The 15313-nt window shown below is 63.1% G+C and carries 13 protein-coding genes, 1 tRNA gene and 2 pseudogenes; 7 read left to right on the forward strand and 9 right to left on the reverse strand.

Going from position 1 to position 15313, the window contains the following annotated elements; all coding sequences use genetic code 11:
* Positions 1-330: 330 nt before the first annotated feature.
* From ROZ37_RS13385 to ROZ37_RS13395, 3 genes are all read right to left on the reverse strand, one after another.
* Positions 331-1608, reverse strand: coding sequence for an alkaline phosphatase D family protein (locus ROZ37_RS13385; RefSeq protein WP_312660027.1), 1278 nt, complete (start codon positions 1606-1608; stop codon positions 331-333).
* Positions 1609-1752: 144 nt separating this feature from the next.
* Positions 1753-2385, reverse strand: coding sequence for a response regulator transcription factor (locus ROZ37_RS13390; RefSeq protein WP_312660028.1), 633 nt, complete (start codon positions 2383-2385; stop codon positions 1753-1755).
* Positions 2363-3490, reverse strand: a complete 1128-nt coding sequence (locus tag ROZ37_RS13395) for a PAS domain-containing sensor histidine kinase (RefSeq protein ID WP_312660029.1) — start codon at positions 3488-3490, stop codon at positions 2363-2365. The genes ROZ37_RS13390 and ROZ37_RS13395 overlap by 23 nt, the downstream gene beginning before the upstream one ends.
* Positions 3491-3898: 408 nt before the next feature.
* On the opposite strand from ROZ37_RS13395, the gene ROZ37_RS13400 reads away from it, so the two are divergent.
* Complete coding sequence (locus ROZ37_RS13400) at positions 3899-4366, forward strand: CBS domain-containing protein (protein WP_312660030.1); 468 nt, start codon at positions 3899-3901, stop codon at positions 4364-4366.
* A 60-nt stretch (positions 4367-4426) separates the two neighbouring features.
* A complete protein-coding gene (locus ROZ37_RS13405) occupies positions 4427-5803 on the forward strand; it encodes a GntP family permease (RefSeq protein ID WP_312660032.1) in 1377 nt (458 codons plus the stop codon).
* A 168-nt stretch (positions 5804-5971) separates the two neighbouring features.
* Here ROZ37_RS13405 and ROZ37_RS13410 read toward each other — a convergent pair.
* From ROZ37_RS13410 to ROZ37_RS13420, 3 genes are all read right to left on the reverse strand, one after another.
* Positions 5972-6084 (reverse strand) — tRNA-OTHER (locus ROZ37_RS13410).
* Between the two features lie 177 nt (positions 6085-6261).
* Entirely contained in the window at positions 6262-6564 is a 303-nt protein-coding gene (locus ROZ37_RS13415) for an addiction module antidote protein (protein WP_312660034.1), read from the reverse strand.
* A 9-nt stretch (positions 6565-6573) separates the two neighbouring features.
* Entirely contained in the window at positions 6574-6864 is a 291-nt protein-coding gene (locus ROZ37_RS13420) for a type II toxin-antitoxin system RelE/ParE family toxin (protein ID WP_312660035.1), read from the reverse strand.
* Between the two features lie 578 nt (positions 6865-7442).
* Between ROZ37_RS13420 and ROZ37_RS13425 the strand changes: the two are divergent.
* Positions 7443-8525 (forward strand): annotated as a pseudogene (locus ROZ37_RS13425) (IS256 family transposase); the annotation flags it as partial.
* A gap of 298 nt (positions 8526-8823) precedes the next feature.
* A complete protein-coding gene (locus ROZ37_RS13430) occupies positions 8824-9231 on the forward strand; it encodes a VOC family protein (protein WP_312660037.1) in 408 nt (135 codons plus the stop codon).
* A gap of 300 nt (positions 9232-9531) precedes the next feature.
* Here ROZ37_RS13430 and ROZ37_RS22110 read toward each other — a convergent pair whose 3' ends face one another.
* Positions 9532-9930 (reverse strand): YbhN family protein, encoded by a 399-nt coding sequence (locus ROZ37_RS22110; RefSeq protein WP_409449962.1) that lies wholly within the window; start codon positions 9928-9930, stop codon positions 9532-9534.
* A 215-nt stretch (positions 9931-10145) separates the two neighbouring features.
* Here ROZ37_RS22110 and ROZ37_RS13435 point away from each other — a divergent pair, with 215 nt between their 5' ends.
* From ROZ37_RS13435 to ROZ37_RS13445, 3 genes and pseudogenes are all read left to right on the forward strand, one after another.
* A complete protein-coding gene (locus ROZ37_RS13435; protein ID WP_312660058.1) occupies positions 10146-10544 on the forward strand; it encodes an ABC transporter permease in 399 nt (132 codons plus the stop codon).
* Positions 10545-10607: 63 nt separating this feature from the next.
* On the forward strand, positions 10608-13199 hold the full coding sequence (mgtA, locus tag ROZ37_RS13440) for a magnesium-translocating P-type ATPase (RefSeq protein ID WP_312660040.1): 2592 nt from the start codon (positions 10608-10610) through the stop codon (positions 13197-13199).
* A gap of 69 nt (positions 13200-13268) precedes the next feature.
* Positions 13269-13532: pseudogene (locus ROZ37_RS13445) on the forward strand (transposase); the annotation flags it as partial.
* Between the two features lie 266 nt (positions 13533-13798).
* Here ROZ37_RS13445 and ROZ37_RS13450 read toward each other — a convergent pair.
* Positions 13799-14044: a DUF2274 domain-containing protein gene (locus ROZ37_RS13450; RefSeq protein WP_023110632.1), complete on the reverse strand. Its 246-nt coding sequence runs from the start codon at positions 14042-14044 to the stop codon at positions 13799-13801.
* On the reverse strand, positions 14041-15312 hold the full coding sequence (locus ROZ37_RS13455; RefSeq protein WP_023110633.1) for a TrbI/VirB10 family protein: 1272 nt from the start codon (positions 15310-15312) through the stop codon (positions 14041-14043). The genes ROZ37_RS13450 and ROZ37_RS13455 overlap by 4 nt, the downstream gene beginning before the upstream one ends.
* Position 15313: the final 1 nt, after the last annotated feature.

Genomic DNA, 15313 nt, shown 5'->3' on the forward strand with positions numbered 1-15313 from the left:
ATGTTCCCGACCTCTTGTAGGAATTTTCTGATTGCTCGCGGCGGAACTACGGTAGGCGGCAAGAGCCTTATGCGATGAGCACGCCACGGCGATCTGCAAGTGATTGCGATACAAGAGAATCAACAAATTAAGGGATCTCTTGGATCACGTCAGCCCGACCGCACCGAAAGGGCGATGTCGATGCACCGGGACATTCTGGAAGTCGCTGCAGGGCTACGGCGGCGTCAGGGCGTGGGCAAGCCGCAGAAGATTTTCGCCCTATCGCGAGCGGGGGGCAGATGAGTAAGCGCCCGTCTCTTCGTGCGCGCCGCGCGCCGGACCTCGATTTCGCTAACGAGCAGGACGCGCTTTCGGGGTTCGCAGGCGCGCGGCGGGGAATTCTGCTTCCCACAGGCGCACGCCGTTGGCATTCCACGCAGCGACACGCATCAAACGCTCGCGGGCCGACCCCGAGAATTCCAGCGTGCAGAAGTTGCGCTGCGTAACCAGAGTCCCGGGCACCTCGCGCACCGGAAACGGTCGCGGATGCACGCGTGCGGTCAGCGGCGAACAAGTCAGTTCGGTGAGCGGATAAGTGCCGGGGCGTTCGCGCTCGGTCAGGTGCGTGTAGTGGATGTCGCCCGAGAGGAAGAACACGCCGTCGATGCGCTCCGCTGCAAGCCAGTCGAGAAAGGCCTGACGTTCGCGCGGAAAGTTGTGCCAGCCCTCGCCGCCACGCGTCTCGGGCGACGGCCGGTCGCTGAGCATGCGGCTGCCGTTGGCAACCAGCTTGAAGGTGGCGCGCGAATCGCGCAGCGCCCCCTTGAGCCACTCGAGCTGCGCCAAGCCGAGCATCGTCCGCTCCGGATCCTCGGCGCCATCGTCGTCGCGGTGATAACGGTCGTCGAGCAGGAACAGTTCGACATCGCCGAGTGGCACTCGGGTGAAGATCCCGGCCAAGCCGGGCAGTCCGTAGCCCGGGTTCGCCCAGTAGTTCCGGAACAGCTCGAGCGCCGTCGCCTTGTGTACGAAGTCGCGGTTCGAGTTGTTCGGGCCGTAGTCGTGGTCGTCCCAGATAGCCACATGCTGCCCGGCGCGCAACAGGTGCTGCAAGGGCGCGAAGCTGCGGGTGGCCGCCCAGCGCTCGTCCATGCGGGCGGCTGCCTGGTCCTCGATCGCGAAGTCATCGTCGCGGTAGTAGATGCTGTCCCCGAGCCACAGCATCACATCGGGCCGCCGTGCAGCGACCGTATCGAGGATCTCGAAGCCGGCTCCGAAGGAATCCGCCGTGACCTCGTAAGGGGGGTCGGGGACGTAGTTGCACGAGCCGGTGGCGATGACCAGCTCGCGAGGCGCCGCGGGATCCGCGGGCGCGGTGGTGAACACGGTCAACTCGCTTAGCTCGACGGCGGCCCCGTCGAGCAGCACTCGGTAGGCATAGCGGGTGTCGGCCAGCAGACCGTCGAGGTCGATGCGCACGGTATGGCCGCGCAACGGACTCGCTGCCACCGGCACGCTACGCTGCGCCGCTTCGGGCCGTCCGTGCGGCCAGTATTCGAGCTGCACCTCGGCAGCGGCGCCGGTCATCAGCCACACGCCGATACCCGTGGCCGTCGCGGGTCCGGCCATCGGGCCTCCGATCACGGTGGCCGCGCTGGCGCCTGCCGCGTGCAATGTCGGCAGCAGCCAAAGCAGCGCCATGAAGCGCGGAACGTGCCACCTCAGGCCCGGGCGCAACAGCGGAATGAGCCAGCCGGCAGCGGATCGCAAAACTCAGTCCAGCAGCCCGTTGCGCATCGCGTATTGCACCAACTCCGCGTTGCTCGTGAGCGCGAGCTTCTCGAGGATGCGGTTGCGGTAGGTGCTCACGGTCTTGACCGACAGGCACATCTGCACGCCCACGTCGGTCAGCGACATCCCGCGCACGATTTTCATCATCACCTGCATCTCGCGGGCGGTGAGCTTCTCATGGGGCGCGCCCTCGCGCGTCCGATCCATCTGCATCAGGAGATTCGCGGCACTGCGCGGCGACACATAGCGCCCTCCCCCGACCACGTGACGAATCGCGGCCAGCAGTTCCTGCGGCTCCACGTCCTTCGAAAGGTAGGCGTTCGCCCGCGCGCGCAACGCGAGCACCGCGTACTGCTCCTCCGGATACATGGACAGCATGATCACCGGCAGGTCCGGACGCTCGACGCGGATCGACTCCAGGGTGTCGAGACCGCTGCGCCCGGCCATGTTGATGTCCATGATCACGACGTCGAACTCGCCAGCACGGATCTTCGCTAGCGCACTCGCCCCGTCGCTGGCCTCGTCCGCGACGTGGATGTCCGCCTCATCCGAGAGCATGCGCCTCAGGCCGGAGCGGAAGATCGTGTGGTCATCAACGATCAGCAGCTCGATCATTTCCCCGCTGCCCCATGTGACCCGGCACGGCCAGGAGCACGACGGTCCCCCCGCCGGCGCGCGCATGTACGTACAAAGAGCCACCGATGCTACGCGCGCGTTCGGTCATGCTTAACATTCCGATCGACCCTTCCCGCATCGAATGGCGATCGATGCCTTTCCCGTCGTCGCGAACCTGCATCTCGAAGCGTCCGTCCCGGCTCCTTACCTGCACCTCGACCGTTTCCGCTTCCGCGTGCCGTCCGATATTCGTCAAGGCCTCCTGCAGCACCCGGAAGCATTGGGTGGCCGTCTCCACGGTCAAGTCCGGCTCGCCGCCCTCCACCGTGAACCCGACCGGGATTTCGTTGCGCCGTCCGAAGGCTTCGAGCTCGCTGCGAATGGTGGCAACCAGCCCGAGCGTATCCAGCATGCGCGGTCGCAGCTCGTCCGAAATCTGTCGCACAGTATCGATCGTGTCCTGGATCAGCGGCAGGAGTTCTTGCGTAATCTCCCGGATCTCCGCCAGCGCAGGATCGGAAGTCCTCCGCTGGATGCGAAAGACATCGAGCTTGATGGAACTGATCATTCCGCCGAGGACGTCGTGCAACTCGCGCGCGAGCTGACTACGCAACTCCTCGCGCGTACTGTTGAGATACGACGCCAGTTCGCGCAAGCGCCGCCGTGAGCGCTGGAGATCCTTGTCGCGGCGGACCCGCTCGGTGACGTCGATCACGACTCCCGCCAGCGCTGGCTGCCCCCGATAGTCGACCAGTGAGCCATGCACGTCGATATGCACGACATGGCCATCCCGGTGCCGACACCGGGTGATATAGCGAATCGACGGCACGCCCCCATAAACGCGAAGACGGTAGTTCTCCATCGCTTCCCCGACGAAATCGGGGAGCACGAGGTCCCGGATCGACGTCCCGACAAACTCCTTCTGCGTGTAGCCGAACATTTCGGCGAAGGTCGAGTTCACATACTGGAACCGCTCGTCGAAAACCAGGTACACGCCCGCCAACGACTGCTCGATGATCCCCTGGAAGGGAATGTCGCGGAATTCGATCTCCGGGCGCGCGGGTCGCGGATCGTCAGGGTCGTCGGGACATGCGGGTTGGGCCATGGGCTATCGAAACATTCCTGCCGATCGCCGTCAATGGATGCACTTCCAATCGGAACGACTTCCATGGCGTGACCCGCCCCCAAAGGAATCGAGTCGGGTCTTCGAGCTGCGGGCTGAGCGAGGGGCAGACAGTGCTGATCCCGGCGGGCGCCCGCACGCGGTCACGTCGAAGCGCATTCAAGATGTTGCCGGTGATGCTGAAGGGCGGCAAAAAGGGCTTGTGACACCCCTCCCGCGCCGGACCACCTCCGGGCTGACTGCGGCGAACCCGGCAACGGCGTCGGCCACCTGCTGCACGGAAACGCATCGGCCGCCGACGGGGCTGCACCGGAATTGCGGATCGCTCGATCGCCATCTTTAATGCAGCCTGAGACGATTTCCGTGCCCCCGGCATGAAGGAGACGGTCAATGGAGAAGAGCGTGAAGACGGCCGGGCAATTGGTGCAGGAGTCGGGGCTCGGAGTGGTTTCGGTCGGTCCGGACGAGCCGGTGATGGCAGTGTTGCGGGCCATGGCAGACAGGAACGTCAGCGGCGTGCTGGTCATCGACAACGGGCAACTGGTCGGAATCATCACCGAGCGCGACTGCGCCTTGAAGGTGCAACTGCAGGGCCGGACGGCGAAGGACACCTGCGCGCACGAGATCATGACCCACGAAGCGGTTTGCGTGTCCGCCGACGCCTCGAGCGAGCACTGCATGGCGGTGATGCGCAACAGGGGCGTGCGCCATCTCCCGGTGATGGAGCAGGGCAACGTGATCGGCATGCTTTCCTTGCGCGACGTGCTGGAGGAGGTGGTCGCCGAGGACGAGCACCTCATCAAGGATCTCGAACACGAGCGCATCGAGTACCGCGGTGATACCGGCGGAAGCTACTGATCGGACTTTCCCTTCGAAACGCACTCGGAAAGAGGCCTGCCGATATACGAGTTCATAGTGGTGGTCGCGGCGCTGGTGTTCCTGATGTTCGTCGCGTACCGCGGTTTCAGTGTGATCCTCTTCGCACCGGTCGCCGCCCTCGGCGCAGTGCTCCTCACCGATCCGTCGCTGGTGCCGCCCATGTTCACCAGCCTGTTCATGGACAAGATGGTCGGCTTCGTCAAACTCTACTTCCCGGTCTTCCTGCTTGGCGCGGTGTTCGGCAAGGTGATCGAGCTGTCGGGCTTCTCCAAGTCCATCGTCTCCTCGGTGATCAAGCTGGTGGGGCGCGAGCGGGCGATGCTCTCCATCGTGCTCGTCTGCGCCATCCTCACCTACGGCGGAGTGTCGCTGTTCGTCGTGGTGTTCGCCGTCTATCCCTTCGCCGCCGAGATGTTCAAGCAGGGCGGCATACCGAAGCGGCTCATTCCGGGGACCATCGCCCTCGGCGCGTTCACCTTCACGATGGACTCGCTGCCCGGAACGCCTCAGATCCAGAACATCATTCCGACCACCTTCTTCAATACCAATACCTGGGCTGCCCCCTGGCTCGGCGTGATCGGCGCGATCTTCATCCTACTGGCCGGCCTCGCCTATCTGAACTGGCGGCGCAGACAGGCTGCGGCGAGGGGCGAAGGCTATGGCGAGGGTCACCACAACGAGCCCGAGTTGTTTGCCGACGAGGCGCTGCCCCACCCGCTGATTGCGATCCTGCCCCTGGTCCTGGTGGGCGTGCTGAACCGGATCTTCACCGAGTGGATTCCACAAGCTTACGGCACCACGCACGAAATGACGCTGGCCGGCGCCACCAAACCAATCGTCACCGACGTCTCCAAGATCGCCGCCATCTGGGCGGTGGAAGGCGCGTTGCTGGTGGGCATACTCACCGTGCTGGTGTTCGCGTTCAGACCGGTGAGCGCGAAGTTCGCCGAAGGTACCAGGGCGGCGGTGGCGGGGTCGCTGCTGGCATCGATGAACACGGCCTCGGAATACGGATTCGGCGCCATCATCGCCGGCCTGCCGGGCTTTCTGATCATCGCCGATGCACTGAGGGCGATTCCCAACCCGCTGATCAACGAGGCGATCACCGTCACCACGCTTGCCGGCGTTACCGGCTCGGCCTCCGGCGGCATGAGCATCGCGCTGGCGGCCATGGCGGATGAGTTCATCGCCGCGGCCAACGCGGCCGGCATCCCGCTGGAAGTCCTGCACCGGGTCGCCTCGATGGCCAGCGGCGGCATGGACACCTTGCCCCACAACGGCGCCGTCATCACCCTGCTGGCCGTCACCGGCCTCACCCACCGTCAGTCCTACGGCGACATCTTCACCATTACCTGCATCAAGACCGCCGCGGTGTTCGTGGTCATCGCCTTCTATTATCTGACCGGCCTGTACTGAGAGCCTGTTCCAAGTCTCGACGGAATGCTTGACACTGCCGCGACGCGTCTCGAACCCACCGGCAACAAGGTCGTACCGCGAGGTCGTACCGCGCGCCACGTGCGCTTTGCCACTCATGCCGGAATAATAAAAAAGCCCGCGACGGCGGGCTTAAGTATTTGATTCTTTTGGAGGCGCGAACCGGAATCGAACCGATGTACACGGCTTTGCAGGCCGTATGATTCTCAGTGTTGGCGCGGGTTTCAGGGCCGCTGCCACTCCGTTTGCCACTTTTCGGCGCCGCTTAGCACCGCTTTCTCCGCTTTCTGCCAGTGCTTCCGAACGGTCTCATACCGCCTTCCATCCGACTTGAAACGCTACCATCACCGTTCCACGCCCCCGGCGTGACACGATTTCCCCGCGCAGACGCTCGCTGCTACTCACCCATCCTCATGGGATTCTTGCACGGCGGGGGCCGGTCATCCCGGAGGGTGGCGCGGCGCCGCGTGAAGCTGCAGACCCAACGCATGCGTCACCTTGAGAATAGTTGAAAAGCTCGGATTGCCCTCGCCGGAAAGCGCCTTGTACAGGCTCTCTCGCCCGAGGCCAGTTTCCTTTGCCAGTTGCGTCATGCCTTTGGCCCGGGCAATGTCGCCCAGCGCCTTGGCGATGAAGGCGCCGTCGTCCCCGGCTTCTTCCAGGCAAGCCTCAAGGTAAAGCGCCATTTCCTCTTCAGTCTTGAGATGCTCCGCAGTGTCCCACTTGCGCAGGTTGAGTGCCATCGCCTTCTCCTACAATTCCCGTACCAGTTTCAAAGCGGTCTTGATGTCCTTGGCCTGGGTGGATTTGTCGCCACCCGCGAGCAGGATCACCACCTCAAGGCCGCGCTGCGTGAAATACAGTCGGTAGCCCGGTCCGTAGTGGATTCGCATCTCCGAAACCCCCTCTCCCACCGGTTCGCAGTCTCCGAAGTTACCCAGTTCTGCCCGACCGATTCGCATCTTGATGCGAGCCGCCGCCTGGGGATCTCGCAGATCGGCGAACCAAGCGTCGAAGACTTCGGTCGTGAGAATCGTCTTCATGCTGGCAATTGTAGCTTTTGGGATACACGGAGGCAACGCTCTGGATGCCGTTTCGATCCGTCCAGATCGAGATTTCGCCAACTCGATATCAGCAGCGGCTGGCAAAGCGCGTTCAAGCCTGAACTCATCCTGTCGACGCCCGGTACGCTCGCTTGCGCCGTGGAAGCCATTACCGCGTGATGCAGATGCCCCCGAGCTGATCGACCTCGCTCATCGCCTCGGGGGAAGATCACCCAGCTGCCGATATGCGCTGTCGCCGCCTTCCAATTTGAGGCAGTCATGGTCGGCCGCCGGTAATGCCCGCCCGCGGGGCGCTCGACAATCCGAGGAAGCCGTTGGGCCCGTCACGGCCTAGCGAAGTCGGTCCCATACCCCTCATCAGCATGACGAGCAAGCTACGGCGCTGTGGGGCGACCGACATGGGCAAAAACTGCACCGACACAGACAGCCATCGTTCGCATGTGCCATCTCGATGACTCGGTATCGGCAGAAACTGATGGCCGGCCGAGATGCTCGGAGTGACCACGTTCGACCCGATGCGGACATTCATGCTCCGCGAAATGCAATAGCAGGTATTGATGGGTTACCCGCCCGGCGCTGACAAGCCCGCCCAGAGCAGCAATCACCGCAACGGCGCCACCGGCAAGACGGTGCTGACCGAAGACGGGCCGTTGCGGATCGACGTGCCACGCGACCGCGCCGGCAGTTTCGAGCCGGTGCTCATTCCGAAGCACGAGCGGCGCTTTACCGGCTTCGACGACAAGATCGTCGCCATGTACGCGCGCGGAATGACGATCCGCGAGATCCAGGGTTTCTTGGCCGAGCAGTACGGCACCGAGGTCTCGCCCGAGTTCATCAGCTCGGTCACCGAGGCGGTGATGGGTGAGGTCACCGCCTGGCAGTCGCGCCCGTTGGAGCCGATGTACCCGGTGGTGTTCTTCGACGCTCTGCGAGTGAAGATTCGCGAGGACGCCGTAGTGCGCAACAAGGCGATCTATCTGGCGCTCGGGGTGTTGCCCGACGGCACTCGTGACATTCTGGGTCTATGGATCGAGAGCACCGAGGGCGCCAAGTTCTGGATGAAGGTCTTCAATGACCTCAGGACGCGCGGCGTGGCCGACATCCTGATCGCGGTCACCGACGGCTTGAAGGGCATGTCCGAAGCGCTGGAGGCGGTGTTTCCGGCCACGACGCTGCAAACTTGCATCGTGCATTTGATCCGTAACAGCCTCGACTTTGCGAGTTGGAAAGAGCGCAAGGCGCTGGCGGCAGCGATCCGGCCGATTTACACCGCGCCCAATGCCGAAGCCGCACTGGCCGAACTCGACGCGTTCGCCCAAGGCCCCTGGGGCGAGAAGTTTCCCCCGGTGGCCGCCGCCTGGCGCCGGGCTTGGGATCGCGTGATTCCCTTCTTCGCCTTTCCACCCCCGATCCGCCGGGTGATCTACACGACCAATGCCATCGAGAGCATCAACGCACGGCTGCGCAAGATCATCAAGGCGCGGGGGCATTTCCCGAGCGACGAGGCCGCGACCAAGCTGATCTGGCTCGCCCTGCGCAACATCACCGCCGACTGGGGACGGGCGGCCAAGGACTGGAAACAGGCGATGAACCAGTTCGCCATCCTGTACGCCGAGCGGTTTGAAGCGAGCCGAGGCTAGAATGACCGCCGGCTTCCCCCTACCGCATCGCCCCCGCGGCTTCAGCAGGGCCCGCGGTGGCAGCGTGGAAAAGTCTCTTCACGCCTCACACACAGAAATCCTGACACTCCCGGCGAAGCTGAAGCCGGAGGACTTCCTCATTCCAAGCGGGCCGCACCAATCGCCGCACGTCTTCACCGATCGGCCATAGCGGGCCCTCACTTTACTGCTCAGGTTTCAGTGTCGATGTCTGCCAAACTCCGATACAGGAAGCTCATAACTGCTCCTCGTATCCACTCCCCCAACACAGGGTTGCATCATGATTAGCCACTTGGACCATTTGGTACTTACCACGGCCGATGAAACGGCTTGCGTCGATTTCTATACACGCGTGATGGGGATGTCACTCGAAACCTTCATTGGCGGCACACCTCCTGTTGAGCGGAAGGCATTCAAGTTCGGAAATCACAAAATCAATTTGCACCTCAAGGGCAGAGAATTCGAACCTAAAGCCAACCTGCCGACCCCGGGCGCGTTGGACCTTTGTTTCATCTCCTCGATCCCCTTGAGTGCGGTCATCTCGAGAGTTCAGGAGTGCGGATGGCCCATCATCGAAGGCCCCGTGAAACGTACAGGGGCGACGAGTCCTATTCTTTCCGTCTATCTGCGCGACCCCGACGGGAATCTGATAGAAATTTCCGAGCTTTTGACCGCTCAACCCGAGTAGCTGGCGACGGAACTTTGGCACTTTAACCGTCAGCAGTCGGTCGAGCTCGGCTGAAGGAGTCGGACGGAGCTGCAGCTCGGGCGAGGCTTAGTACGAACGGCAGGGATTCGTGCCAGCCGAATGTAAGCTTCCGGCCATCTCCCGCCATCCGTTCCTTCCTCGAAACGGCCAGTCGAGGGTCGGCTCTACCCAGACAGGTGACGATCGCTCGCTTAGCAGCCTCGTCGTGTCCCTTGTCAGAGTTGCTGCTCAATATGGCAAGGAACCGTTCTGCGACGATTGCATCAGGGGAAATCGGAATCATCGGGGGGATTTCCGCCCCGCGCAGGTTACTGCATATGCCAGTCGCCTTACCCCACGAGAGAAGAAGGTACCCGGCACCATGGGCAGCCAGACGCTGAGCCCCCGGAACAATAGTGTTGCGGCCAGAGCCACAGGGAGCGAAACGCCAGCGAGCCTTAACGTCACGACTGAGGCGGCTTCGAAAACACTCAGACCTCCCGGTACGATGCTGATGGTGCGAAGCAGGCTGGAAAGAGTAAAGCTCGCGAACACGCCCGCTGGGGACGCCATCTCACCGAGTGAGTAGATGAGAATCCACACGGTAGCCGCATCGAGCAGTACGATCGCGAGTTGGAACAAGCCGCTCTTTATAATGAGCGGTAGGCTACGAGGGAGCGCGATCTGGGGATCGTTCACAAGTTCCTAGTCACACCGACCCACCACAGCGCGCTGGTGCTGGGTAAGGCGATCGCGGCCGGGTTGCAAGGGCTGGTTCAGGCTGCGGTCGTCTATCTGGTGGCGATCGCGCTTCAAGTCGATATTCGCTGGGAAGCCTGGTCCGTCCTCGCCGTCGCGGCCGGGTCTTCCTGGAATCCTGCATCTTCGCGACCTTCTCGCTGGTCATCGCCTGTATCGTCAAGACCCGGGAACGCTTCATGGGAATCGGGCAGATGCTGACGATGCCCCTGTTCTTCGCGTCGAATGCCATCTGCCCGCTGGAGTTGATGCCATCTTGGCTGAAGTCCATCGCCGTGTTCAATCCGCTGACTTATTTGGTGGATGCACAGAGCGGGGCGATGATTGTCGGCGGTGTCAGCACCTTTGCCTACACTACGAGTCTTGGTGTGATGTTGATGGTGTTTGCCGTTTTTGCTGGCCGTGGCCTCGAAGCTCTATCCGGGACTGGCTCTTTAGCGCCGGGCCTTGAGCGGAGAGAACACCCTTGTCGGCAGCGGGCGGCGAAGCACCTATCACGGTCAGCCGCCGCCGCTTGGAGCTTGGTGTTCTGGCATGGGCCTTGCCCGGAATAGTTCTTCTGCGGCGGCAGGAAAGGCCGTGCCCTCGAACATCTGCGGGTCGTGCAGGAGGTGGACATGCAGGACGTTGAGTCGGATTCAGCCTACTGGAGCGCCCCGGTCGAAGCCCTGATGGTCAGGCTGGAGAGTGCGCCTGGCGGACTCGCCGCCATTGAGGCCGCACAGCGGTTGCGCCGAGTGGGCGCAAACACCGTGGAGGATCGCGACCAGCAGACGGCACTGCGCCTGATGCTGCGCCAGTTCGAAAGCCCTCTCGTGCTGATCCTGATCTTCGGCGCCGGCATCTCTCTGTGGGTGCGCGACTGGATCGACGCCGTGATTATCCTCACGATCATTCTGGGCAGCGCCGCGCTCGGCTTCGTTCAGGAATTTCGCGCATCCGTGGCCGTCACTGCGCTGCGGCGCCGTCTTGCACTGATCGTGGAGGCGCTGCGCGACGGGCGGATCACCACGATTCCGGCGAGCGAGGTCGTCCCCGGGGATGTCATCCGGCTTGCCGCCGGTAGCCTCGTTCCCGCAGACGGCGTAGTTCTCGAAGCGGTCGATTTCCTCGTCACCGAAGCGAGCCTAACCGGCGAATCCTTTCCGGTCGAGAAACGGGCCAGCATCGTTCCGACGGATACTCCGCTGGCCGGGCGGTTGAATTCGGTATTCATGGGCACCTCGGTGCGGAGCGGGTCAGCCACCGTTCTGATAGTGAAAACCGGACGCGGGACAGAGTTCGGCGCAATCGCGGAGCGGCTCAAAGCCCGCCAGCCCGAAACGGAATTCGCCCGTGGCGTTCGGCAGTTCGGCTACCTGCTGGTGCGCATGATGATCATCATGGTCGTCTTCGTCCTGATGGTGAATCAAGCCCTCGGGCGGCCGGTCATCGAGTCTTTGCTGTACGCGGTCGCGCTCGCAGTCGGCATTTCGCCTGAGTTGCTTCCAGCGATCGTCAGCGTCACGCTGTCACATGGTGCGCGTGCGCTGGCCGCGCAAGGAGTGATCGTACGCCGCCTGGAAGCGATCGAAAACCTCGGCAGCATGGACGTGCTGTGCACCGACAAAACCGGCACGCTGACCGAAGGCGTGATCACCCTGGTCGCTGCGGTAGACACGTCAGGTTCCGACTCCGCATTCGTACGTCAGCTTGCATGGCTGAACGCATCGTTCGAAACCGGTATTCCGAATCCGCTGGATGCTGCGATCGTCGCCAACGGTGTGAGTGGCGGTTTGAGCACTACAGCGTGCGTGAAGATCGACGAAATCCCCTACGACTTCATTCGCAAACGGATGACGATTGTCGTCAGTCGGCATGACGACGCATCCGATCGACACCGCATGATCACCAAAGGTGCATACACGCAGGTGCTCGACATTTGTTCCCGCGTGCTCGTCGACGGCAGCGAACAGCCGCTTGACGATGCGCAGCGGGCACGCACGGCCGACTATTTCCGCCGCAGCGGTGAAGAGGGCTACCGCGTGCTGGCCGTGGCCACGCGATTGTTACAAGCGCGGGAGAGCTACACCCACCACGACGAAACCGACCTGTGTCTCGTCGGCTTCCTGCTGTTCTCCGATCCGCCGAAGGCAGATGCCGGTCGCGTCATCGGCAACCTCGCCCGACTCGGCATCCGTACCAAGGTCATCAGCGGCGACAACCGCTTCGTCACGGCCCACCTCGCGGCCAGTATTGGTCTTGATCCTGCCGCCCTGCTGACCGGCGAGCAGGTCGCACGGCTCAGTGACGAAGCACTTTGGCATCTGGCGGAACGCACAGATCTGTTCGTCGAAGTCGACCCGCAACAGAAGGAGCGCATCGTGCGCGCACTGCAGCGTACCGGTCATGCCGTCGGTTACCTGGGGGACGGCATCAACGATGCAGCCGCGCTGAATGCCGCCGACGTCGGCATTTCGGTCGAGGGGGCAGCCGATGTCGCGCGCGACAGCGCGGACGTCGTGCTGCTGCGCAGCGATCTCGACGTACTCCGCAGCGGCGTGGAAGATGGCCGTCGCACCTTCGCCAACACGCTCAAATACATTTCCATCACGACGAGCGCGAATTTCGGCAACATGGTCAGCATGGCATTCGCCACGCCTTTCCTGCCTTTCCTGCCGCTCGCAGCGAAGCAAATCCTGCTGAACAATTTCCTTTCAGATCTGCCGTCAATGGCGATTTCCACTGATCGCGTCGATCGTGACCACATCACCCATGTGCAGCGGTGGAACGTGGGTGAGGTGAGGCGCTTCATGATCGTGTTCGGACTCATCAGCAGTTCGTTCGATCTGCTCACCTTTCTGGTGCTGCTGAATTTCTTCCACACGGATGAGCCGACTTTCCAGACGGCGTGGTTCGTCGTCTCGCTTCTGACCGAACTTGCGGTGCTGCTCGTGCTCCGCACCGCACTGCCCGCATGGCGCAGCGGACCGGGGCCGTTGCTGCTGTGGGGAACCGTCGTTTTTGGCGCACTCGCCGTTGCGCTGCCCTATCTCCAGCCCCTGGCATCGGTCTTCAGTTTCGTGCCACTGTCAGCTCAACTGCTCGCGACGTTGCTCCTCATCGTCACTGGATACATTGTTTGCACGGAGATCGGCAAGGCGCATTTTTTTCGTCGTTACAAGTCCGGCAAGTTGAACTCAAGCAGCCCTACACTTCGTCGATCTTAGTGACGACTGAATCGCCCCGGGTTTCCTAGACACCCTTTTGCCTCACAATGAGGCGTCATGGAGGTGTTGATGGAAACGAAGAAGGCGCAACGGCGCTTCACCGAAGAGTTCAAGATCGAAGCGGTCAAGCAGGTGACCGAACGGGGGCATCCGGTTGCCGAGGTGTCCGTGAGGCTCGGCGTGAGCGCTTACAGCCTTTACACCTGGATCAAGCGCTATTCGGTTCCCGCGGAGCAGCGCGCCCAGCACGACAGCCGGGCCGACGAGATCCGGCGGCTGAAGGCCGAGTTGCGGCGCGTGACCGAGGAGCGCGACATCCTAAAAAATGTCCGCTGTCAAGTCTTTGGCGCAGGGATGCATCGGCGCGAAAGGTCTTATGGGGCAACAGGTTAGGCCAGATTTCGGCCATCGCGTACGCTTGTCTCTTTTCGAGCTAGGTGCCGGATAGGCGCTTCGCGGCGGCAAACCCAGGGGCGGCACAGCGGGCAAGGTCGCATCGTCATCATAGCCCTAGCGTGTCACAAACCACCTCTCAAAGCGAAAGCGCAGCCCTCGGGCTGCGCTTTCATCGTGCGCGTATGGCGGATGCGTCTGCATCGTCAACCAGGCTTAGGGGCTGCGGCCTTGCCCACACTTCCCTTCCTGAATCCTCGATCCCCCGCCATAAAGGCTTCGAGCATGTGCGGGATCAGCGTGGCCGCATCAACCGCTTCGCCATACGCCTGCGCGTGCAGCGCGGCGTAGGCATCGAGGTCGGCTTTCAGGCTGGCCGGGCAGGAGAAGGTCAGCTTCATGACTTCATGGCGAGGCAGAGGGCCAAGCCGCAATTTCCTGGTCGTGCTCATCGTGAAGTTCCCTTGTTGAAAAAGAGCGGCTGATAGGCACGCAACACCAGATCGCGCGCCACGATGATCCGCACCGGCAAGCCGGGCCGGCTGGTCAAGGTCGGCTGGATGTTGAGGTTGCGCCGGGTCATCTCCTGGCCGACCTGATTGATGCTGTCCTGCGCGCTGTCGCGCCCGGCGATGATGATGCGATCGCCGTCCTGCCGGTTCTCCGGCGCGGCCAGCTCGGCGCCGATGCCTAGCAGCGTGGTCAGCGCCGCGCCGGCAAAGATGCGATCCCAATGCCAATCCACATCGTCTTCCAGGCCGGCATAGCCGGCCGGGTCGGTGCCGGCCAGGTTGTCGAGCGTGAGCGATGACGTGTCCGGCAGGATGATCCGGTTCCACACCACCTGCACCCGGCTCTGCCCGTAGCTGACCTGGCTGTTGTAGCGGCCCAAAATGCGCGAACCCTGCGGGATCAGCAGGAAGCGCCCGGTCGCCGTGTCATAGACCGGCTCCGTCACCGTGGCGATCACGTCGCCCGGCAAGTCCGACTTGATGCCGGTTACCAAGGCACCTGCGATCACCGTTCCGGCCATGACCTGGTACGGCGAAGCCGGCAGGGTCAGGTTGCCGGAATTGCGGGTTTCCGTAGAACCACCTTTCAGAAAAGCCTCTTTCTGGTCTTGCCGGTTCTGCACGGCGGTCGGGTCGGCAGGCAGGGCCGCCGTCGAAGCCGGCCCTGCGGCCATCGGGTCGAAGGCCGCATTGGCGGCGAAGCCCGGCGCGGCGGCGACCTGCGACTGCGCGACCGGCGCAGCCGCCTGCGCACCCGAACGGAAGAACACGGACGAAGCCGCGGCCGCTTCGGCTTCCTTGCGCAGCGCGTCGTTCGGATCGTGGCCGGGGGCCGCATAGGCGGCCGTCACCGGCTGCTGCGACTTCACGATGGCCGGGCCGAGATCGCCCGGCAGCGGCGGCCCCAATTCGGGAACGGCGGGCGGCAGCTTCGAGTAATCCGCCGGCAGCGCATCCAGCCCTTCCGACTTCGAGACGCGATCGACGTTGTAAAGCTCGGCCTGCTCGCTGGCTCCGCGCCTCTGCGGTTGCAGCGACCACATCAGCGCGCCGAGCACGGCGACCGCGAGGCCGCCGGCAAGGATGGCCAGGGTGCGCCGGTTCAGGCGCGTGACCGGGCGCGGCTGCGCGCGCAGCGCCACCGCCTCGGGCGCGATCTTGTCCGCCGCCTGCGGCGTGGCGAGGTCGGGAGTGTCGTCCTGGCTCATG

Origin of the sequence: Aromatoleum sp., from assembly GCF_032027225.1 — a bacterium.
GTDB lineage: Bacteria > Pseudomonadota > Gammaproteobacteria > Burkholderiales > Rhodocyclaceae > Aromatoleum.